The following is a 19,544-nucleotide window of genomic DNA, read 5'->3' as shown; positions in this document are numbered from 1 at the left end:
ACTTCATTCGAGTCGATGCGGGTTTTTTATGTTTGAATTCCGGGGGATGTAATCAATCGATTCCCAGGAACTTATGGGTCTGCAGGCTTAGTTTCCACTGGGGATGTTTCAGACAATACTGAACCGCTGCCGCCGTATTCTCTTTCGTATTCGGACCATCCATCGGTTGCAGATAAAAATGTTCGAAATCGAGTCCCGCAAATCGCTCCGGCATCGCTTCAGGTTGGGGATAAACGAGCTTTAACTCGTCACCCTGAGTAAGCTTGAAGTCACTTCCGGCCTTCGGACTGACACAGACCCAGTCAATTCCTGCGGGAGGGAGTTTCGTCCCGTTGGTCTCAATCGCCATGATCATGCTGCGCTCATGAATCGCCTTGATGAAAGCGGCATCAATCTGCAGCAAAGGTTCTCCGCCAGTGCAAACGATGTAGGGCGTGGCTTCGTTTCCCGTCGGCCAGTAGGAGTGCAGGCGCTCCGCAAGTTCGTCCGCACTGGCAAATGTTCCACCACCGGGACCGTCTGTTCCGATGAAGTCGGTATCGCAGAACTGGCAGATCGCTTTTTCACGATCCTGCTCTCGGCCCGTCCACAAGTTGCAACCAGCGAATCGGCAGAAAATCGCCGGTCGGCCCGTATGCGACCCTTCGCCCTGGAGTGTGAAATAGATCTCTTTAATAAAATAAGCCATGCGAATGTGCCGACGCGGAACTGAGCCGCAGAGGAGAAACGGAGCCCAAGGGAAAAAATCCGAGGAGTGCAAATGCGCGAACGGTTCCTCAGGCTGCTTTCTGGTCGGGAAGTGCAGGGGAGTTGATCACCGGTGCTGCCTCCGGCACGCGGCGTTTTCCGTTTAACCAGTCCCCCAGCCGGGTCTTGCGAACAAACAACTCATAACTTCCCACGGTCACCCCGACCGTTAATAACCAGGACAGAATTCCTTTTAGCACGGCATGCAGGGAAACGAAAGCAAGACCGGTGTGAATCGCTCCGATTATGGGATGATGAATTAAGTACATCCAGAAAGAGGCGGCGGCAAAATAACTGATCCAACTGACTTTGCGATTCATCCAACGGAGATAGCAGCCCATCAATCCCAGGCAACTGAACCAGGCCGTGCAAACGATTGAAGCACACATCAGCCAACGCTCGTCAGCCGAAATCACGTTCCGGACTTCCTGATGAATAAGAGGAAGAGCACAGATGAAGACGACCATAGCTCCGGCCGCGCTGACTGGTCCCCATTTCCGTAGCCAATCCAAGCTACCTTCCGCGCGTTGTAGCCAGAAGCCGCCGACGAAAAACAGGTCGCTGTACAAAAACTTCGAAGGGACTGGCCAGAATCGATGCTGAAACCCAACAACCACAGCCGGTTCCCAAAACAACACCACTACTCCCGCCACCGCCAGAAAGGTCACTTTCCACCAGTGATTTCTAGGTTCAATCCCTTTCAGGAAATCGTGCAGACGGGGATAAGATTTCAGAACCCACAGTCCTCCGGTCAGAATCAGGCTGTATAAGAAAACGTATTGCAGGTACCACAGATGAGAAAGCCCCCACAAATTATCGTCGATGCGGTCGCCAAATTTCAGAGCGAGCAGTTTCTCCAGGGGAAGTCCGCCATGCAGCACAAATCCGATGCCCCAGGCGTAGAGGTCAAAAGGGAGTACAAAAACGATTCCGAATAGCAGAGGGTACAACAGCCGTCGTTTCCGATGCTCTAAAAATTCGGAGCCGGAATATTTCAGTAGTAATCGTCCTGTGACAAAGCCGGACAGCAGAAGAAACAGAGGCATGATGACGCATTCGATCCACCAGAAGATCGAATCCAGGACTTCATCGCCACCCGACTCAAGTACAGGCCAGACTAACAGAGGCATTTTGTGCGTGACGTAAGGGACCAACGCATGAAGCAGCAAGACGAGCAGCACCCCGGCCACTCGAATATGATCAAGGGCAGGCAGATGCTCTAAGGCAGGCTTCGGTAGCGGAACCGTAGATGGGATTGCGTGGCTTATCTCTGACTCAGACATCGAAAATCCAGTGAACACGTCCTTGTTTGGCTGGTTCCGGTCTTGTACTTCAAATCGTGGTTTGAGGAAAGAGGATTCTCTGTTCGATCAGCTACTGTTTGCCGATCATCGCCAGAAAATCATTCTCAGAGAGTACTTCGATTCCCAGTTTGTCTGCTTTGTCTAATTTACTGCCCGCTTTCTCACCCGCCACAAGAAAGCTGGTTTTAGAAGAGACGCTCGATGAGGGTTTTCCCCCCTGTTCACGAATCAGTTCGTGTATTTCATCTCGAGTGAATTTTTCCAGCGAGCCAGTCACCACGAGCATTTTTCCCGCCAGAATTCCTGCTTCCTCTTCCGACTTGGGTCGTTCGGCGACCGGCGTCCCCATATTCAGCCCGAATTCCTTAAGTTCCTCGACAGTCTCCCGTCCCACTTCCGACTGGAAAAACTGGTAGACCGATTCCGCAGTGATGGGGCCAATTTCTTCTACCGCCGCCAGTTCTTCGATACTCTGTTCTCTGATTTTGTTCATCGTGCCAAAAGCTTCGCTCAAAACTCGACTTCCATTCGTACCGACATGTCGAATGTTGAGCCCCGTCAGTAATCTTCTCAAAGGTTGCTGTTTCGACTTTTCAATTCCCTCCAACAAGTTATCCACTGACTTCTGTCCCAGCCGATCCAAGGCCAACATTTCTTCTTCTTTTGTCGAAAGCCGATAAATGTCGGTCAGCTTCGTCAGCAATCCAGCTTCGATCAGTTGCTCCACCAGTTTGATGCCCATACCTTCAATGTCCATTGCACTGCGGGAAGCATAAAACCGTAAGGTCTCGCGCAATTGGGCGGGACAGTTCAAATTGATGCAGCGAACATAGACGCCTCCTTCATCCTGTTGGACTTCGCCGCCACAGGCAGGACATCGTTCGGGGAACTTAAAAGGTTGTTCTTCTCCCGTCCGCCGATGTTTTTCGACACGGACAACATGAGGGATAATCTTCCCCGCCTTCTCAACGACAACCCAGTCGCCAATGCCAATTTCCAACCGTTCAATTTCATCTCTGTTGTGCAGGCTGGCGCGGGAAACGGTTGTGCCAGCAATCTCTACCGGTTCCAGATAGGCTACGGGGGTCAGTGCGCCCGTCTTGCCGACATTGATGTCGATCTCTTTCACCTGCGTCGTCGCTTCGTACTTTTCCCATTTATAGGCGATGACCCAACGGGGGCTTTTGGACCGTGTTCCCAATTGTTCGCGTAGATCAAATCGGTCGACTTTGACGACAATTCCATCGACTTCGAAATCGAGCAGGGGTAACTTTTCAATCAAGCTGTTCAATGAACGCTGCACATCGTCGATATCGGTACACCGCACCATCTCGGGTGTCGCCGGAATTCCCATCTGTTGGACCTGTTTGATAAAGTCATGCTGCGTTTCAAAATCAGCACCTTCGGTATACCCTATCCCATGCGCGAAAAAGTGAAGTTTCATTTTGGCCGATAAACTGGGATCGAGCCGTTTCAGCGCCCCGCTGGTAGCGTTTCGTGGATTGGCAAACACTTGTCCGCCTGCCGCTTCCTGCTCCGCCCGTATTTCGGAGAAGTCAGAATTTCGAATATAAGCTTCCCCGCGTATCTCCAGCACAGCTGGAAGCTTCTTTCCCATCAATTTGAGCGGCACGCCTCGCATCACCCGAGCGTTATGAGTGACATCGTCTCCTTCGACTCCATTTCCGCGAGTCACCGCCTGAGTCAGTACGCCTGCCTCATAGATGAGGGACAGAGCGACTCCATCGATTTTGTATTCCAGCGTATACTCAAATTGCTCTGAGTCCAACAACTTGCGAACGCGTTGATCAAACGTCGTCAGTTCTTCCGTGCTGAAAGCGTTTTCGATCGACAACATCGGAACGCGATGGGTGATCGTTTTGAATCCGGAGATTGGTTCTCCACCGACCTGATGCGTAGGACTATCGGGCGAATCGTATTCGGGGTGATCCGCTTCCAGCTTCTCCAGTTGTTTCATCAACTGGTCGAATTCCCGGTCCGTCACTTCGGGGGCCACATCGACGTAATATAATTTATTGTGGCGGAGTAACTCCGCGCGGAGAGATTCGATTTCCTGCTGTATCGCTTTCGACATCCGAACGGGATCCTTTTCAATACGAACTTCAGGGACGGGACCTATGCGTCAGGTCCGGCGTTCGTATTTTAAGGTCTTCCGGGGTGAGTGCGTAGCATGTCGTTCTGTTTTTCCATTCTCAAACAGAAATCCAATAACGCCAGGACCAGTCAATCGTTACGGATTGTGTGCACGATGAATTGTCTCAGGCAATCAAGTCATGAATTACATGGCCATGCACGTCTGTCAGTCGCCGATCAATTCCATTGGAACGATAAGTAAGGCGAGTATGATCAATCCCGAGCAAGTGCAGCAACGTGGCATGAATATCATAACCTGTCGTGGGGTTTTCCCGATCAAGTGGTTTGTATCCCCATTCATCTGAAGGACCGTAAGTCGTCCCTCCTTTGATTCCTCCACCACACAGCCAATTCGTAAAGCAGAAAGGGTTATGATCGCGGCCAGTCGTTCCCTGGGAACAGGGCATACGACCAAATTCCGTCGTCCATAAAACGAGTGTGTCTTCGAGCATGCCGCGCTGCTTCAAGTCCTGAATCAACGCGGCAGCACCCGTCGACATTCCAATCGCCAGGGGGCCGTGGTCCTGTTTGATATTTTCGTGCGAGTCCCAATTCCGCCGGGGGTGCCGGTTGTCATTGCCACTCCACACTTGCACAAACCGAACTCCACGCTCCAGCAATCGCCGCGCGACAAGACATTTCCGTCCGAAGTACTCTGTCTCTTCTACCGGGTTGATCTCTTTGGGGAAGGTCGAAAGACCATGATCGAGTCCGTACATCTTCATGATATGTTTGGGTTCACTCGATAAATCCATTGCTTCCGGCGCCGCTAGTTGCATACGCGCCGCTAGCTCATACGATTTGATCCGCGCTTCCAGGCGGGAATCTCCCGGTCGCGTCGCCTGATGCCGTTCGTTGAGTTGCTCCAGAAGTTTCTGTGTCTCTTTTTCGCTACGAGCGGAAATAAAATCATTCTTAGCCGGGAAGAGATCGTTAATTGGATTCGCTGTCCCGGGCCGTAAAATCGTCCCCTGATGCTGCGCGGGTAAAAAGGCAGAACTCCAGTTCTTCGCCCCATTCGATGCAAATCCGCGATGGTCGGGTAACACCACAAAGGTAGGCAGATTATTGTTCATGCTTCCCAGACCATAACTGACCCAAGACCCCACTCCTGGAAATCCAGGTTCCTGAAAACCGGTCGCCTGTAGCAAGGTAGCCTGGCTATGCACTCCCGTCTTCGCGACCAGGTTGTGTACGAATGCCATGTCATCGACACACGCCCCTAATGGAGCGACAATCTCGTTCAATTGTTTTCCAGATTCTCCATACCCCTGCCATTTCCAAGGCGACTTCAGTGTGTCCCCCATTCCATTCTGGAAGAGTTCGACCTGTTCGCCCGGATCCCATTTCTCTCCATGATATTTGATCAATGCCGGTTTATAATCAAAAGTATCCACATGGCTGGCGGCACCCGACATGAACAACTGCACGACCCGTTTCGCCTTGGCGGGAACATGTAATGGCTGCACTACACCCCCCATGCCGCTGTTGGTAGATTCGGTGTCGGCGGCCGCGGTCTGGGTCTGTTCGGCCATCAGGGAAGCGAGGGCGATGCCTCCTAATCCCCCACCCGACTGCCAGAGCCAGTCTCGGCGAGAGATGGAGTCGTTATTTTGTAGTGTGCGGGCAAATGAAGTCATGATATTGAAACGCAATAAATGAGAGCAAAGATCGAATAGAGAAATCAGTCGACGAAAACAAACTCGTTCAGATTGAATAACAGCCGAGCGCTGTTGGCCAGACCATGCTGGCTGAGGTAATTCTGGAACAATTCCTGTTCCACTGGTTCCGGGTTTCGCTGTAACACTTTGCGGAACAGAAGCTGAACCTGGGATTCTGGTTCGTTTGATTCGTTTTCAATTTCATCTGCCAACGTGTCGGCCATGTGCAGCATGAAACCATTATTGAGAAGTGCCAACGCCTGGAGCACCGTTAACGTTTCCGCTCTTTTGGGTACCCGTTCGGAAGGATCGGCACAGTCGAGCGTTTCCATAAAAGGCTGAGGTTGCGACCGGACGAGAAACCGATAAACAGAACGTCGGAATGATTCTGGGTTGGTCGGGTCGTATAACTCATATTCGTAGTGGGGGGAATGTTCCGGATTCTTAATCACAAAATCCTGAAAGGAAGGGCCGTAAAGTTCCGGATTGAGATTGCCAGACAGCAGTAAGACAGAATCCCGAATCGCTTCCGCATCCAAACGCTGTCGGTTCATTCGCCAGTAAAAACGATTGTCAGAATCGACGGCGGCTGCTTGTTCCCGATAAGCAGAGCTTTGCCGATAAGTGGCACTCAACAGAATCAGGCGATGGATTGATTTAAAGCTTTGCCCCCCATCCCGGAACTGAACCGCCAGCCAGTCGAGTAATTCTGGATGCGTCGGTTGTTGTCCCATCCGACCGAAATCATTCGGGCTATCCACAATCCCTCTTCCAAAATGAAATAACCACAAGCGATTCACAATGGATCGCCAGGTCAGTGGGTTGTCTTCACGCACAATCCAATCAGCTAACGCGACTCGTCGGTCGGATTCGGTGTGATCTTCTGGAAGATTAAACTGGGCCGCCGAAGGAATAGCTGGAATGGTTCCCGGCGATACAGGCTTCAGTTTCTTCCCAACATCCCCCCGGTCCAGTATAAAGATTTCTCGTGGCTGCCCTCCATTATTCCCCGTTCCAGTAAACGTGCCTGAACCTGAGTAGACCAAACCACAGTAAACTTTCTGCTTCGCGGGAAGCGTTGCTAACTCTGATTTCTTATTCTTCAGCGCCTCTTGTGATTGCTGAATCTGTTGCTGCACTTCAACGGGGATCGCCGTTTTCAAAAGCTGCTGTTCTTTATTGAGAAGATGGAGATAAGCCGGAAAGGATTCGAGTGCATTGAAGGCCCCGTAATACTTTCCGTCCGTTAGATTCTGTTTTCTCCACCGTTCTCCGGATTCGATGGAATCCTTACTGGAGATCTCAGCGACGGACAGAAGTGTCTGGTCTTCGCCCAACAGCATCACTTCGCCGAGAGCCAGATGGTAGTCGCTCGAGCGTTCAATGAGCCGTGTCGCCACAACGCGGACGTATCGGGCCGTCTCATCCAGAGTAAAAGAAAGCGGACGCGCACCCGGATTGGCCTGATCCGTTTCAGTTCGATCAACAATGGTGCGAACGCCTTGGGTGAATGCGGCGTCTTCGGCAACATCAATCCGATACCGCAGCGGAAAGCCAAAACCGGCGCCGATTTTATTATAGTCGTCGTAGGCGCCAATCAGGACAATCTGACTAATCGCCGTCTCGGTTCCCAAATCAAACTGCACCCATTTTTCAGTGTCGGCCGACTTTGAAATCTCACTGTGATATCCAAATGCGGAAGTCTGCTCTTTTAGTCGAGATGATTCCAGTTCGGCCAGTTGTTGGCGAAGCTCTTGCAATTCCGGGCCCGCGTGGTCCATCGCTTCCTGATGTTTACTTTGAAGTTGATGTTCCAACTCCAGGACTTCCGCCGCTAATGTAATTCGTTGTTCGGCCATCTCAGGGTCGGCGTCGAATTCCCGATCCGCCCGGTCGAGCGCCGAGAAGACGGCTTGCAAGCTGTAATATGCTTCCATCGAGACCGGATCAAACTTGTGATCGTGGCAGCGTCCACATTGAACGGTTGTGCTGACGAAGGTATTCATCGTCGTCGTGACCATATCATCCCTGTCCAGATTACGAGCGATCTGCCCATCTGTTTTGGTTTCGGGGACTTCGGCATGTCCAATGAAATCCCACGGACCCGCGGCGATAAAACCAGTCGCCGGAATACCATCGGCGGTCTGTGGGTAGAGCACGTCGCCCGCCAGTTGTTCCCGAACAAAACGTTCGTAAGGTTTGTCGTTATTGAACGCGCGAATCAGATAATCTCGATAGGGCCAGGCATTCGGTCGCGGTTTGTCTTTGTCGTAACCATGAGTCTCACCCCAATGCACGATGTCAATCCAGTACCGGGCAAATCGCTCACCGTAATGAGGCGAGTTCAACAGTTGATCGACCAACTGTTCATACGCCAGTGGGTCTTCATCGTTGATGAATTCTTCCACTTCTTCATAGGTGGGAGGCAATCCAATCACATCGTAGTAAAGCCGACGAATTAAAGTACGACGATCTGCTTCCGGATTGGGCGACAGTTTCTGTTCACGAAGTTTATTGTAAACAAAATGATCCACAGGCGTACGTGCCCAGACCGCACCTGCTTTAATAAGAGTAGGGATCTCGGGAACTTCAGTTGGTTTCAATGACCACCAGTTCAAGTCCGCTCCAGGCAGACTCAGTTGTAAATCTTCTGGCCAGTTTGCTCCTTGAGATAACCAGACACGGACCAGTTCCAATTCGTCGTCTGTCAACGGAGGTCCGGAAGCGGGCATCATGGGGTCGTCGCCGCTGACATATTCGAGCAACAGACTTGCGTCAGGATCGTTCGCGTCGAACAGATCTCCTGAAACTCCTCCGTGCAACCAACCCGCAGCACTCGACAGATCGAGTTCTCCCTCAGTTGTCTCGGAAGAATGGCACCGCAAGCATTTGGTCTGCAGAATGGGAGCGACCTGTTCGCGAAAGAAAGTGTCCGGCTCCGCTCCATAAACGGGGAATGTTAATCCCAGCAGGAATCCGAGCGAGAACAGAAGATGATGAGCACGTTTCAGCATGAGCGATCAGAGATGGGAGTTAAGTGGTGATTGCAGAAGAGATGTCAGGTGCGTGGGAATGCTCTGTTTTGAGAGCGTCCTATAACTAAAGGTACGATCTTCTCGGAGTTGATACCCTTCATTTTAATCATTTCTGGAGAAAAACCAGAATTTCACGGACGGATATCGTCTTGATCGGAAAACGGACAATTCAATCTGTTTCTCCGTTGGAATATTCCGGTAACATGAAGGGATATAGAAACTTATCTCTCTCCTTCGATTTGAACAGGTACTTGAACTGGCGTGACCGACTCTGGCCGCTTTGCTTCCTTAATTCCCCCCACCGGCGATTCACACAATCAGCAACTCGTCTCGCAGTTCACTCAGCTGATTGAAGAGTCTCGTGGTTCGTTGTACGCCTATATCTTTGCACTGCTTCCCCGGCACGATGCGGCAGAAGAGGTTTTTCAGGAAACGGCGTTGTATCTGTGGCAGGAATTTGAGCAATTCGAACCAGGGACCAGTTTCTACAGTTGGGCAAAAGCGGTCGCTTTTAATCGAATCCGTGAGTATCGATATCGTCAACGAAACGATACTCTGGTGCTGTTTGAACCGAAGTTGATGGAAGAACTGGCCGCGAGGCAGCAGGAAATGGAATCGGAACTGGATGAACGATGGCAGCAATTTTCCACTTGCATGGAAAAATTACGTCCTGAAGATCAGCGGCTTTATCATACTTATTACACGACTCGCATCACGGCCGAGAAATTGGCGAAGGCGGAATCGCGATCCGTCTTTGCTATTCGTAAATCGATTCAGAAAATTCGTCGTCTGTTATTTAAGTGCGTTGGGCGACATACGGAAATAGAATCTGAGAAATAACTCATGGCTGTAGCGGACAATGAATTTCAGGAACTGCTCGATCTGTTATGCGACGGAGATCTAGACGCTGCGCAACAGCAACGACTGGCAGAGCTACTGGAAAACTCGCCCGAACGCCAACGGGAGTATTTACAGTACCTCGACTTGCACGCACGAATGCAGGCAGAGCAATCGAGCGAACTGCCGGCGATCAAATCAGTCACACTGAAACAAATGACGGTGGAGTTTGAGGACTCGGCTAATAGTTCCTCTACATCGACACTTGGTCAATTCACTCGCCGGATTGAAGGTGAGAGGGTCAGCAGTCCCAGACGGTGGTTAATATTTTTGATACCGGTTGTGATTGGCCTCATTGGGGCTCTGTGGTTTTTTAATTCCACGAGAGAAGAACAGGTCGTTGCCACAGTTCATTCCTCTCAACTGGAAACGCCGCTGGCCGCATGGCAACCGGGTGTGAAACTGAACCGCGGTAAACACCAACTTCCCGCCGGAGAGGTGACCATTGAACTATCGAATCGAACCCTCCTGACAGTGAATGGTCCGATCGAGTTCGAATTGCCAGCACGCGGAATGATGTTCATCGAACAGGGGATGCCGCAGGTTCAGGCAACCACGGCTCAAGATATTTTCGAGCTAACTTATGGAAATATACGATTCATCAGCCGCGAAGCCGATTTCGAAATCAGTAAGTCAGAAGAGTCTGGTGCCGTCGAATTAAAAGTGACAAGTGGCGAGGTCGAGGTGCGTCCTCGATTATGGCAACCACAACACTATTGGAATTTCGATGAAACCGATCGGCAGGTTCGAGATCAGTTTGGAGATGCGGACGGTCAACTTTCGAGAGGGACAAGTCGTGTTGCTGGGTTGATCGGAACTGGGGCGGTCGAATTCGATAATACATCGGAAGCAGGAATTGCTGTTGGAAGCGGTGGTGGTCAAGCACTGGGAACAGGAACGTTTGCCGTGGATGACGGAATCACTCTGGAAGCGTTGATCGTGCCGCGTTGGGAAGGTAATGGATTCAGTACGGGAGACAAATCGGATTACGATGAAATCATTCGAAAGGATGGAGATGGGGAACTGCGATTCCTCTTGTCGTTTCAAAACGATGATCCGATGTTGAACGAATATTCAAATCCAAAACAACCCGCAGGCCCTGTACTCGCCTTCGGACTTTATCTAATTGGTCAAGGATATCAGGAACTCGAAATTCCCTTGGCCGGAGAGAACGCAACGGTTTTGTTGAGTGAATTGAAAGATGGAGAACCACATCACATTGCGGCGACTTATGAAACGGCGAGTGGACGGAAGCAGGTGTATGTCGATGGTCGGCTGGTCGCGTCATACCAGTATCCCCACGGTACGCGACCGTTAACAGGCGGACCAGGCGAAGTGGTGATTGGCAATCTCAGTCCCCCTGGCGAAGAGGCACGAGAACCTTTTCACGGAATCATTGATGAAGTCGCCTTCTATAACTTCGCACTCCCCGCAGCCGAAGTGGAGTCCCATTTTCAGGCCGTTCAGGAGGGACTGCAAAGTTACTTTGGAAAGAAGCTACCATATCGATATCGGGTGTCGGCTGGCTCGATACTTTTGCTGGATCCTGCGACGGGATTACAGCGACAGAAATTGCCTGCCCCTGAATAGATCCTCTCCAGGATAATTGTGGCGGCTATCGGTCTCGAAAACCTTTCAAAGCAGGAGGCTGCACCGCCAGAACACGTTACGGTTAAATGGAATGCACTATAGCAATTGTATTGTCGTCTATTTAGTGCGTGGCGCGACCGTCACACCGGGATAATAATGATCGAGAATCTCGGCGGCTTTTTTCCCTTCCACCGCCATTCCTCGGGCTCCCCACTGGCAGAGTCCGACACCATGCCCATGTCCCGCTCCGTGAAAGAGTAGTTCTGTATCCGTTAATTCCAGTTTAAAGGTGGGGCTTGGCAAGCCAGTGAAAAGAGTACGGATTTGTTGGCCGTTTAGAGTTCGTTCTGAGCGGCCATCTGTGAAGAGAAATTGGGAGGCAGGCCCCGGTTCGTCACTAAGATTTTTGACTCCGGAGAGTTTGCCAAAGCGGTGACCCTGTCGGGTGAACTCTCGACTCAGATACCTCTCCGCTTTTTCAATCGTCCAACTTCGTTCCCATTTGTATAATTTTGCTGCTGCGCAGTACTCACACGGAACAGACTTGAGTAGCGGAACAGCATCGGGAAACAGAATCGAACCCTCCGTGGTTTTGCCTCCGCAAACGGCCGAGTAGTAGGTACTGAAAAGAGCCCCAGCATTCAGGCAAACCATTCCGGCTGTCTCGCGAACCAGTCGACGGCTCAGCTTCGATTCACCCGCCAGTCGACGTCCATCATTGGCCCGATACTGCACACCGAGGTATTGCTGGCTGAGTGTCGTCGCATACAAATCGAAATAGGGTTCATCCGCCGTTTCCTGTCGCCGAAACAGAGCATAGGTTCGGGCGATAATTGCCTGAGCTTTTCGCGATTCATCGGGAAAGGAGGCGGGCATTTCGCTGTCGACGACACTTCCCAGGTAATCTTCCAGTGGAACATGATTCACAGCCAGGACGCGACCACTTGCCAGGCGGTGAAACCAGATCTCCCCTCGGTATTGATGGTCATTCACCCAGAAGTCGGCAGTGGCCTCCGTTCTTAATCGCACAAGATTCGCCGAAAAAGTTTCGGTCCCAATCTGAATCCCGGAGGGATCGTTGGTGGCACGCACGGTTACTTCAGAACGCGTTGGATCCAATATACGGTCGGACTGCTCGTTATTATCCAGAAAAACTTCACTCGGAAGGCTGCTTGAAAATCGATACGTATTTCGTGCCGAATTGGTCAGGCTGACGCGCATCTCGGGTGAGGTGTTGAAGGGTGGTTCCTCACTGGTTTCGTCGGAAGGGGTCGACTCGGCAGAGTCTGCAGTGGAAGCTGTCTCCGTCTCGGCAATCGAGGTTGCCTCGGGACCGACGGGCGGATCTTCTCTTTGGGACCGCCAATACATGGCGGAACCAACTCCTAGAATCATGACGAGGAGAGCAAGTTGAAGTCGCATGGACGCTCCTTCATTCAGTTCAATCTGCAGAGACAGCGAGAGTTGAAAAGCTGAAGATAATAAAAAACAGACACAGTCGCGGATCGAGCAACTGTGTCTGTGAATCTTGTTACCAGGTGGTAATAATTTTTTATGGTCTTAACGCAGTGATTAGTCGTTGCGTAGGGACAGGTTCATTTCCTGGAGCTTCGCACGAATCTCGTTGAGTGACGTCACGCCGAAGTTACGGCTGGAGAGCAATTCGTCCGGAGTTTTCTGGAGCAATTCGCCAATCGTCGACATATTCAGACGAGACATGCATTTGCGAGCGCGAACAGACAAGTCCAGTTCGCTGATCGGTTTGTTGAGCATCATCTGCTCTTGAGGACTGAGATTCTGCATCTGGTAAGAAGTGTCGGATGTTTTCTTCTTCAGGTTTTGACCGATCGACAGGCTGTGGGCCGTCAGCATTTCGCGAATTTCTTTCAGTGAAGTCTCACCGAAGTTTTTACCGCCGAGCAAATCTTGCTCTGTCGTGGTCGTCAGATCGCCAAGGGTATTGATATCCATGGCCTGCAGACAGTTGCGCGAGCGAACTGAAAGTTCGAAGTCGGTGATCGGTCGACCGAGAAGTTGCTCCATCCGAGCTTCGTTCTTGGCCGATTCTTCATCGTAGAACATGTCTTCAGTGGCACGGATGTCTTTCAAGTACAGCTTGGCACGCTGGTTGGAAGGATCTGCATCCAGAACTTTACGGAAGCAGAATGCTGCCGCGTTGTAGTTTTCGCTGTCTTCGTAGAGCAGCCCCAGATTCATCAGAGCTCCCATGTAGAACGGTGGCTTCGAGAGAGCCTGTTCGTACAACCGGATCGCCTCCTGATCGTTCCCGCGCAGCGCATTTTCTGCTGCCAGGCGGAAAAGGGCGGGTGAATGCTGGTTGTTCATGTCGACAGCACGCTCGAAGTACTCAATCGCACCGTAAGTGTCGCCTCGATCTGACAGGATACATCCCATCTGATAAGAATACTCGGCTCGACTGGCAGCTTCGGCGGCAACACTTCGGAGAAGTTGTTCCGCATCGTCCAGTTGACCATATTCTCGCAGAGTACCTGCCTGACGCAGCGTGCATTCAATACGATCGTAACCCAATTGGGCTGCCGTCTGAAACTTTTTGCTGGCCTCTTCCTGTTGTCCAAGGGCGTTCAGGACGCAGGCATGATAGAAAGTACCCACGGGGTCATTCTGGATCTTGGAGAGATAGTCGTTCGACTTTTCATGATCTCCCATCAGATATGAGGAAATGCCCGCTTTCACCAATTCGGTTTCGGTCGGTGCAGGGTTGGCATCAACGTTGCTTTGCAGGGCGTTGACCTCCCGGCGGACATCCACAAACTGATTGGTGGCGATGACAGAACGTAGTTTACTGACTTCAATGGTTCCGAAATGGGAGCCGCCTTGAAGTAATTGTTGAATATTGACCTGATCTTCGGGCATGACCGGCACGGTTCCTCTATGCCTAAAAGCTATCTGGGACTAAAATTGCGCAAATTCCCCCGTCGCGGAGAGAACACAACAGTATAATCAGTCATGCCAGACATGCAACCTGTCTGGCATTTTCGATACCGAATCCACAAAAAAAAGGTTTTTCAGCGACCTTTTGTGAGGCTTACAACGAAAGAAAAATGGCTCGCCGAAATGGATAACACCCTGTGTGTTAATGCTTTAAGGCTAAAGAGTGTACTTGTGAACACTTTTCTGTTTCAGGTTTAACCCATTTTTTAGAATTCAGTTCTCAATATTCAAAGCGAGGAAGTCCGATATCAAATTGTGTTGCTCCTGAGGCCAATAAATTTATGAGCCTGGAGCCATGCATTTAACTATTAATGCATCAAATTCAACCTTATGCCAGTACGACAGAGGGCCTAATTAACCGCGATAACCCGAATCGTTCATAGATGAGTGCTGAGCACTATCTGATTCGCGTTACTCTCGCAGCGCTTCCTACAGTCGCCGTGCATTGAGGTTTTTAAATTAACTGCCAGTTATCCGAAACGATAACTGGCAGTTTTTTTATGCGCAGAACCTGCTGATGGTGGCTCATCTGAAGGGCAGAATAGGCTTCGCAGGGGTGAGATAAAGTGTCATTAACCGGGATTTACTGGTCTAACCCGACTGAACGGACGTCGAATTGTGAAAAACCAGTCTCGCAACGTATTCAACGGTGTAAACGGGGCAGCATCTCCGTACACTTATTTATAGATTAGGGAATCCTGCAATAGAACAGGCGATAGATCGTGAAAAACGATACTGTCGATAGACCAACAGGTCTCCCCTCGGCAAATTGAGAAAACTGGCCTCACCAACCAGAGTAAACCGGTATACTTATTTTGCTGTGCACCATGATAAGCCATCTGTACGATGGGTCCCATGATGTGAGATATCTGGCACGGCGGAATTTCGACTCAGAAACTTCCGGCCTCAGATGGATGCAAGCAAAACCCAGTTCTCATTTCCCTCCGTTTGTCACGGTTTCAAGTTGTCTAAGTATAAGAGTTTCCTCCTGCGAGCCTTACATGTCCAGTCCTGAAAATGTTGAAAAGAAGGAAGCGGCAGACGATCTACACAAAGCCCGCAATCTAATCAAACAACTGGCTCAGGAAATCGAAGAGCTGGTTCGATCTCCAATTGAGCCTCCCGATTTTTTCCGCGAGTTTCTTAAACGCGTTGTTCAGGCATTACATGCTCCAGCGGGTGCGGTTTGGTTACTCGACGCCAATAAGCAATTGCAGTTGGTCTCCGATCTGAACCTGAGAGGGATCGGGTTCTACGATCACCCCGGGAGCCTTCAAAAAAATCATCAGCTGGTGATCCAGACAATCTCAACAGGCGAGGCGGTCATTCATCGCCCTGGCAATCCGGAAACACCGCTACCGACTGATCACATCGTGATTCTGGCCTCACTGCAGCGCGACGGGGAATGCGTTGGCGTTGTCGAGATCTTTCAACGGTCCGATGCTTCGATGGGTTCCCACAGTGGCATGCTCCAGTTCGTGGAACATCTCGCTGGGCTGGCATCCAAATTTCTGAGTAAAGAAGCCGTCCAGGAACAGACCAGTGTCGGACCTATCCAGGAGAACTACGATAAATTCCTGAACGACCTGCACCGGTCACTCGATTTAAAACAAGTCACGGCAACGGCTGCTAATGATTCTCGGCGGCTGATGAACTGCGACCGCGTCACCCTCTGCGTTAAACGTGGACGGAAAGTGACCGTCGAAGCGATCAGCGGTCAGGATAAAGTGAATCACCGCGCCAACCTCGTTAGCAGCCTCCGAAAACTCTCCGAGACAGTGATGGAAAGTCGTGAACCGTTTGCCTTTTATGGCAAAGCCGACGACCTGCCTCCTCAACTGGAAAAGCTGTTGACGACTTATCTTCAAGAGAGTGAGTCACGAATGTTGCTCATTCTGCCGTTGCTCAAACCGGATAAGCTGGTTCGCGACGAAGATGAGATCGCGGGGAAAATTCAAAAGAAAGACAAACTGCAACCGCTGATTGGCTGTCTGGTTATCGAACAGATTAACGAAAGTGAACCGCGCGCCGGTGTGAAACAATACGCCGATCTGCTCGAAGAGCATGTCGCGATAGCGCTGAATAATTCGTTGGACCACAAACGTATTTTCCTGTTACCTGTTTGGAATTTCATAGGCGGAATCCAAGAGTGGTTCAAAGGGCGTAAACTGGCCAAAACTTTAGCCATCGGATCCGCGATCATCGCCGTCGGATGTGCCCTCGCGTTTATACCCTGGGACTACCGGGTTGAAGGCGAAGGCCGATTGATGCCCATCGAACGTCGTACGATTTTCGCCACCGCCAATGCCGAGGTTGAACAAGTGCTGATCAATGGGGGAGAGCACGTTAAAAAAGGCCAGATTCTGATCGAGTTACGTGACAAAGAACTCGATCTGACCTACCAGAAAACCCGGAAAGAACTCGATTCCAAAAGCGTTGAATGGACGTCACTGGAAACAGAAATGGGCCAGCTTAACCGATCCGGACTCTCAAACGCAGAACAAAGCAAAAAGCAAATCGAACTCAGTGGTCAGATTCGGTCGGCGGAAACAGTCATCACTGGGCTGAACGAACAGATAAAAATGCTTCAGGAGTCGCGTGAAAAACTCCACGTCCGTTCTCCCATTGACGGAGTCATCTCAACCTGGCAAGTTGAGCAACTCTTGCTGCATCGCCCGGTAAACTGGGGCGAGTCGCTACTTGAAGTCATTAATGAAAATGGTCCCTGGCATCTGGAAATTGAAGTCGAAGAAGATCGTTACGGTCATCTGGTTCAAGCACAAAAAGAATTGAATACCGAAACCCTGCCGGTTGAATTCATCCTCGCGACTACACCCGAAAGTACTTACGAGGGAGAAGTCCAGGAGATCGCGACTCGCGCTAATACCTCATCAGAAAATACGAACATCCTCCAGGTGAATATCAAGATCGACGAATCTGCACTTCCTACGGTTCGCATGGGATCGGAAGTACGAGTGAAGATTAACTGCGGCAAGAAAAGCCTCGGATACGTTCTGTTTGGCGATGTCGTCGAGTTCCTCCGCAAGTACCTCTGGCTATAAGTCCCATGAATTCGGAGTCTGAATTTTGGTCTTGGCTTGGAGTCGTTACTTCTGATGCGGGAACGTATTTTCTATTATCGATGACGTGCGACGGGTGCTGGAATTATTCCGTCAGTTCCAGGTAGGGGTCGATCCCCATCTGCAGATACATTCGGTTCCGTTGTTGCTCGTGCTTCAGCAACTGCTTCCGGTTCTTTCGGTGTGCTTTCTGTATCTTCCGCTGAGCCGCTTTGAATAAACGATGCATATGGGCAGATAGCTCTGCCTTGCTCGATTTCTCCGCCTTCCTTTTGAGTCGCTCCTGTTCCGTGCTCGAAAGCGAACGAAACAGTTCGTCTTCCCATGAGAGAAAGAACTGATACGACCCAGGGTCTCCTTGACGCGCAGCACGTCCGAGCAACTGTCGGTCGATTCGGTCGGAAGTATGCATTTCAGTGGCGATGACATGGAGCCCGCCCGCTCCGCGGACTGTCTCGTCCAGCAGGATATCCGTTCCGCGCCCCGCCATGTTAGTGGCAATAGTCACCCGTTTGGCGTGACCCGCTTCTTTGACAATCTCCGCTTCTTGTTCATGGTAATGGGCGTTCAAGACCTGATGGGGAACTCCCCGAACGAGAAGTAATTGAGAGACGGCCTCGGATGCTTCAACGGAAGGAGTTCCGAGGAGCACGGCCCTGTTCATCTCGCGCATCCGCTCAATCTCGCTCGCAACGGCTTCCCATTTTGCCTTGAGGGTTGGGAATAAGCGAGTCGGTAACCCCTTGCGGATACATCGTTTATTAGTGGGGATCACAGCGACTTTTAAATGAAACGTCTTTTTCAATTCGCGCCGCGCCGTTTGAGCCGTACCAGTCATGCCGGAGAGGTGGGTGTAATGTCGGAAGAATTCCTGTACGGTGATCCGCGCCGCCTGACCAGTCGCCGCCGTGATGGGGACCATCTCTTTAGCTTCAATTGCCTGATGCAAACCATCCTGCCACTTGCGGCCCTCCATGATTCGGCCTGTTGATTCATCCACGATATGAACTTTGTCATCGGCAACGACATAATCCCGGTCGCGTTGAAATCCATATTGAGCAATCAAGGCCCGTTCAACCTGCGTGTAAATTTTCTGTGTTTCGACTTTATCGAGGATGGTCGGTTTCTTGATCAACATCAAATGCCGACACCCGGCATCGGTCAGATAAGCCGATCTCCGTTCGGGATCGAAAATATAGTCTTCGACTGGCTTCAGGTTTTTACAGATTCGCTGACTCCAGCGCATCAAAGTCACGGCCGAAGAGTCGTTCGATTTGAGCAAGCCAATAATCAGCGGAGTCCGGGCCTCATCAATGAGAATACTATCTGCTTCGTCGATCAGGGCGAAGTAGTGCCCACGCTGCACCTGTCCGTCATCGTGCTTATTGAACAGGGATCGTGCTTTCTTCTCGATATTGGTGCCGTGGGCGTCGGTCCCTGATCGCAGTCGATCTCGCAGGAAATCAAAACCAAGCTCTTTCGCAGTGCAATAGGTGATGTCACAGGCATAGGCGGCGCGGCGTTCTTCAGGTTCCATTTCAGCCGTCACACAACTGACGGTTAAACCTAGCGCTTTATAAACAGGCCCCATCTGGTCGGCGTCACGCTGAGCGAGGTAATCGTTGACGGTGATGACATGCACGCCCCGTCCGCGTAATGCGCGAAGGTAAGAGGGCATGACGGCAGTTAAGGTTTTCCCTTCCCCAGTCTGCATTTCCGCAATGTGACCTTCGAAGAGGGCACAAGCTCCCATGATTTGCACTGGGTACTGTTCCATTCCCAGTACCCGCCGGGAAGCTTCCCGCGCGAGGGCAAAGGCATCGGGTAAAATCTCTGTGAGATCTTTGGCAGACTTGGCCTGCCAGTGAATTTCTCGCCCTTGCTTGAGCAGTTCTTCTTCGGTGATGTCTCTGAGTTTTTCAGCCCGCGCAATGATATCGTTCGCCATACTTCTCCAACGAGAAATACGAGCAGCATTCGGGCGACCACCGGTTTTTCCCCAGTGCCAGGCGGTATTCAGATTCGACACAATTTCCCCATACAGCCAACATCGAAAATGGGTTATGCCTTGAATCGACCCCTGAATCAATCAAAGTGGGTGAG

General features: G+C 51.0%; 11 protein-coding genes. 3 read left to right on the top strand and 8 right to left on the bottom strand.

The genetic code is table 11. The annotated features are described in order from the left end of the window. Positions 1-52: 52 nt before the first annotated feature. The 5 genes from queE to Pla110_RS18695 form a co-directional block, all read right to left on the bottom strand. Positions 53-688: a 7-carboxy-7-deazaguanine synthase gene (gene queE, locus Pla110_RS18715; protein WP_144998034.1), complete on the bottom strand. Its 636-nt coding sequence runs from the start codon at positions 686-688 to the stop codon at positions 53-55. 88 nt (positions 689-776) lie between these two features. Next, a complete protein-coding gene (locus Pla110_RS18710) occupies positions 777-2,030 on the bottom strand; it encodes an acyltransferase family protein (protein WP_144998032.1) in 1,254 nt (417 codons plus the stop codon). Positions 2,031-2,121: 91 nt separating this feature from the next. After that, on the bottom strand, positions 2,122-4,146 hold the full coding sequence (gene ligA / locus Pla110_RS18705) for an NAD-dependent DNA ligase LigA (RefSeq protein ID WP_144998030.1): 2,025 nt from the start codon (positions 4,144-4,146) through the stop codon (positions 2,122-2,124). 184 nt (positions 4,147-4,330) lie between these two features. After that, positions 4,331-5,845, bottom strand: coding sequence for a DUF1501 domain-containing protein (locus Pla110_RS18700; RefSeq protein ID WP_144998028.1), 1,515 nt, complete (start codon positions 5,843-5,845; stop codon positions 4,331-4,333). Positions 5,846-5,889: 44 nt separating this feature from the next. Continuing rightward, complete coding sequence (locus Pla110_RS18695) at positions 5,890-8,880, bottom strand: DUF1553 domain-containing protein (protein WP_144998026.1); 2,991 nt, start codon at positions 8,878-8,880, stop codon at positions 5,890-5,892. A gap of 282 nt (positions 8,881-9,162) precedes the next feature. On the opposite strand from Pla110_RS18695, the gene Pla110_RS18690 reads away from it, so the two are divergent. Continuing rightward, a complete protein-coding gene (locus Pla110_RS18690) occupies positions 9,163-9,741 on the top strand; it encodes a sigma-70 family RNA polymerase sigma factor (RefSeq protein ID WP_144998024.1) in 579 nt (192 codons plus the stop codon). A gap of 3 nt (positions 9,742-9,744) precedes the next feature. Next, positions 9,745-11,388 carry a LamG domain-containing protein gene (locus tag Pla110_RS18685; RefSeq protein ID WP_144998022.1) on the top strand — a complete coding sequence of 548 codons (1,644 nt, stop codon included), beginning with the start codon at positions 9,745-9,747 and terminating at the stop codon, positions 11,386-11,388. Between the two features lie 117 nt (positions 11,389-11,505). Here Pla110_RS18685 and Pla110_RS18680 read toward each other — a convergent pair whose 3' ends face one another. Continuing rightward, positions 11,506-12,810 (bottom strand): SpoIID/LytB domain-containing protein, encoded by a 1,305-nt coding sequence (locus Pla110_RS18680; RefSeq protein WP_144998020.1) that lies wholly within the window; start codon positions 12,808-12,810, stop codon positions 11,506-11,508. Between the two features lie 150 nt (positions 12,811-12,960). Further along, positions 12,961-14,283 (bottom strand): tetratricopeptide repeat protein, encoded by a 1,323-nt coding sequence (locus tag Pla110_RS18670; protein ID WP_144998018.1) that lies wholly within the window; start codon positions 14,281-14,283, stop codon positions 12,961-12,963. A gap of 1,079 nt (positions 14,284-15,362) precedes the next feature. On the opposite strand from Pla110_RS18670, the gene Pla110_RS18665 reads away from it, so the two are divergent. Further along, positions 15,363-17,423 carry an HlyD family efflux transporter periplasmic adaptor subunit gene (locus tag Pla110_RS18665; protein ID WP_197440285.1) on the top strand — a complete coding sequence of 687 codons (2,061 nt, stop codon included), beginning with the start codon at positions 15,363-15,365 and terminating at the stop codon, positions 17,421-17,423. Positions 17,424-17,526: 103 nt separating this feature from the next. Here the strand turns inward: Pla110_RS18665 and Pla110_RS18660 are convergent, their stop codons facing one another. Beyond that, a complete protein-coding gene (locus Pla110_RS18660; RefSeq protein ID WP_231742588.1) occupies positions 17,527-19,470 on the bottom strand; it encodes a preprotein translocase subunit SecA in 1,944 nt (647 codons plus the stop codon). Positions 19,471-19,544: the final 74 nt, after the last annotated feature.

Origin of the sequence: Polystyrenella longa (assembly GCF_007750395.1) — a bacterium.
GTDB lineage: Bacteria > Planctomycetota > Planctomycetia > Planctomycetales > Planctomycetaceae > Polystyrenella > Polystyrenella longa.
Note: the sequence above shows the minus strand (reverse complement) of the source record. Positions and strands in the feature narration are given on the sequence as shown.

Coding starts and splice junctions, on each gene's coding strand:
- Pla110_RS18680 (WP_144998020.1), bottom strand. CDS start 12,810: ATGCGACTTCAACTTGCTCTCCTCGTCATGATTCTAGGAGTTGGTTCC.
- Pla110_RS18700 (WP_144998028.1), bottom strand. CDS start 5,845: ATGACTTCATTTGCCCGCACACTACAAAATAACGACTCCATCTCTCGC.
- Pla110_RS18670 (WP_144998018.1), bottom strand. CDS start 14,283: ATGCCCGAAGATCAGGTCAATATTCAACAATTACTTCAAGGCGGCTCC.
- Pla110_RS18685 (WP_144998022.1), top strand. CDS start 9,745: ATGGCTGTAGCGGACAATGAATTTCAGGAACTGCTCGATCTGTTATGC.
- queE (WP_144998034.1), bottom strand. CDS start 688: ATGGCTTATTTTATTAAAGAGATCTATTTCACACTCCAGGGCGAAGGG.
- ligA (WP_144998030.1), bottom strand. CDS start 4,146: ATGTCGAAAGCGATACAGCAGGAAATCGAATCTCTCCGCGCGGAGTTA.
- Pla110_RS18695 (WP_144998026.1), bottom strand. CDS start 8,880: ATGCTGAAACGTGCTCATCATCTTCTGTTCTCGCTCGGATTCCTGCTG.
- Pla110_RS18710 (WP_144998032.1), bottom strand. CDS start 2,030: ATGTCTGAGTCAGAGATAAGCCACGCAATCCCATCTACGGTTCCGCTA.
- Pla110_RS18665 (WP_197440285.1), top strand. CDS start 15,363: ATGTCCAGTCCTGAAAATGTTGAAAAGAAGGAAGCGGCAGACGATCTA.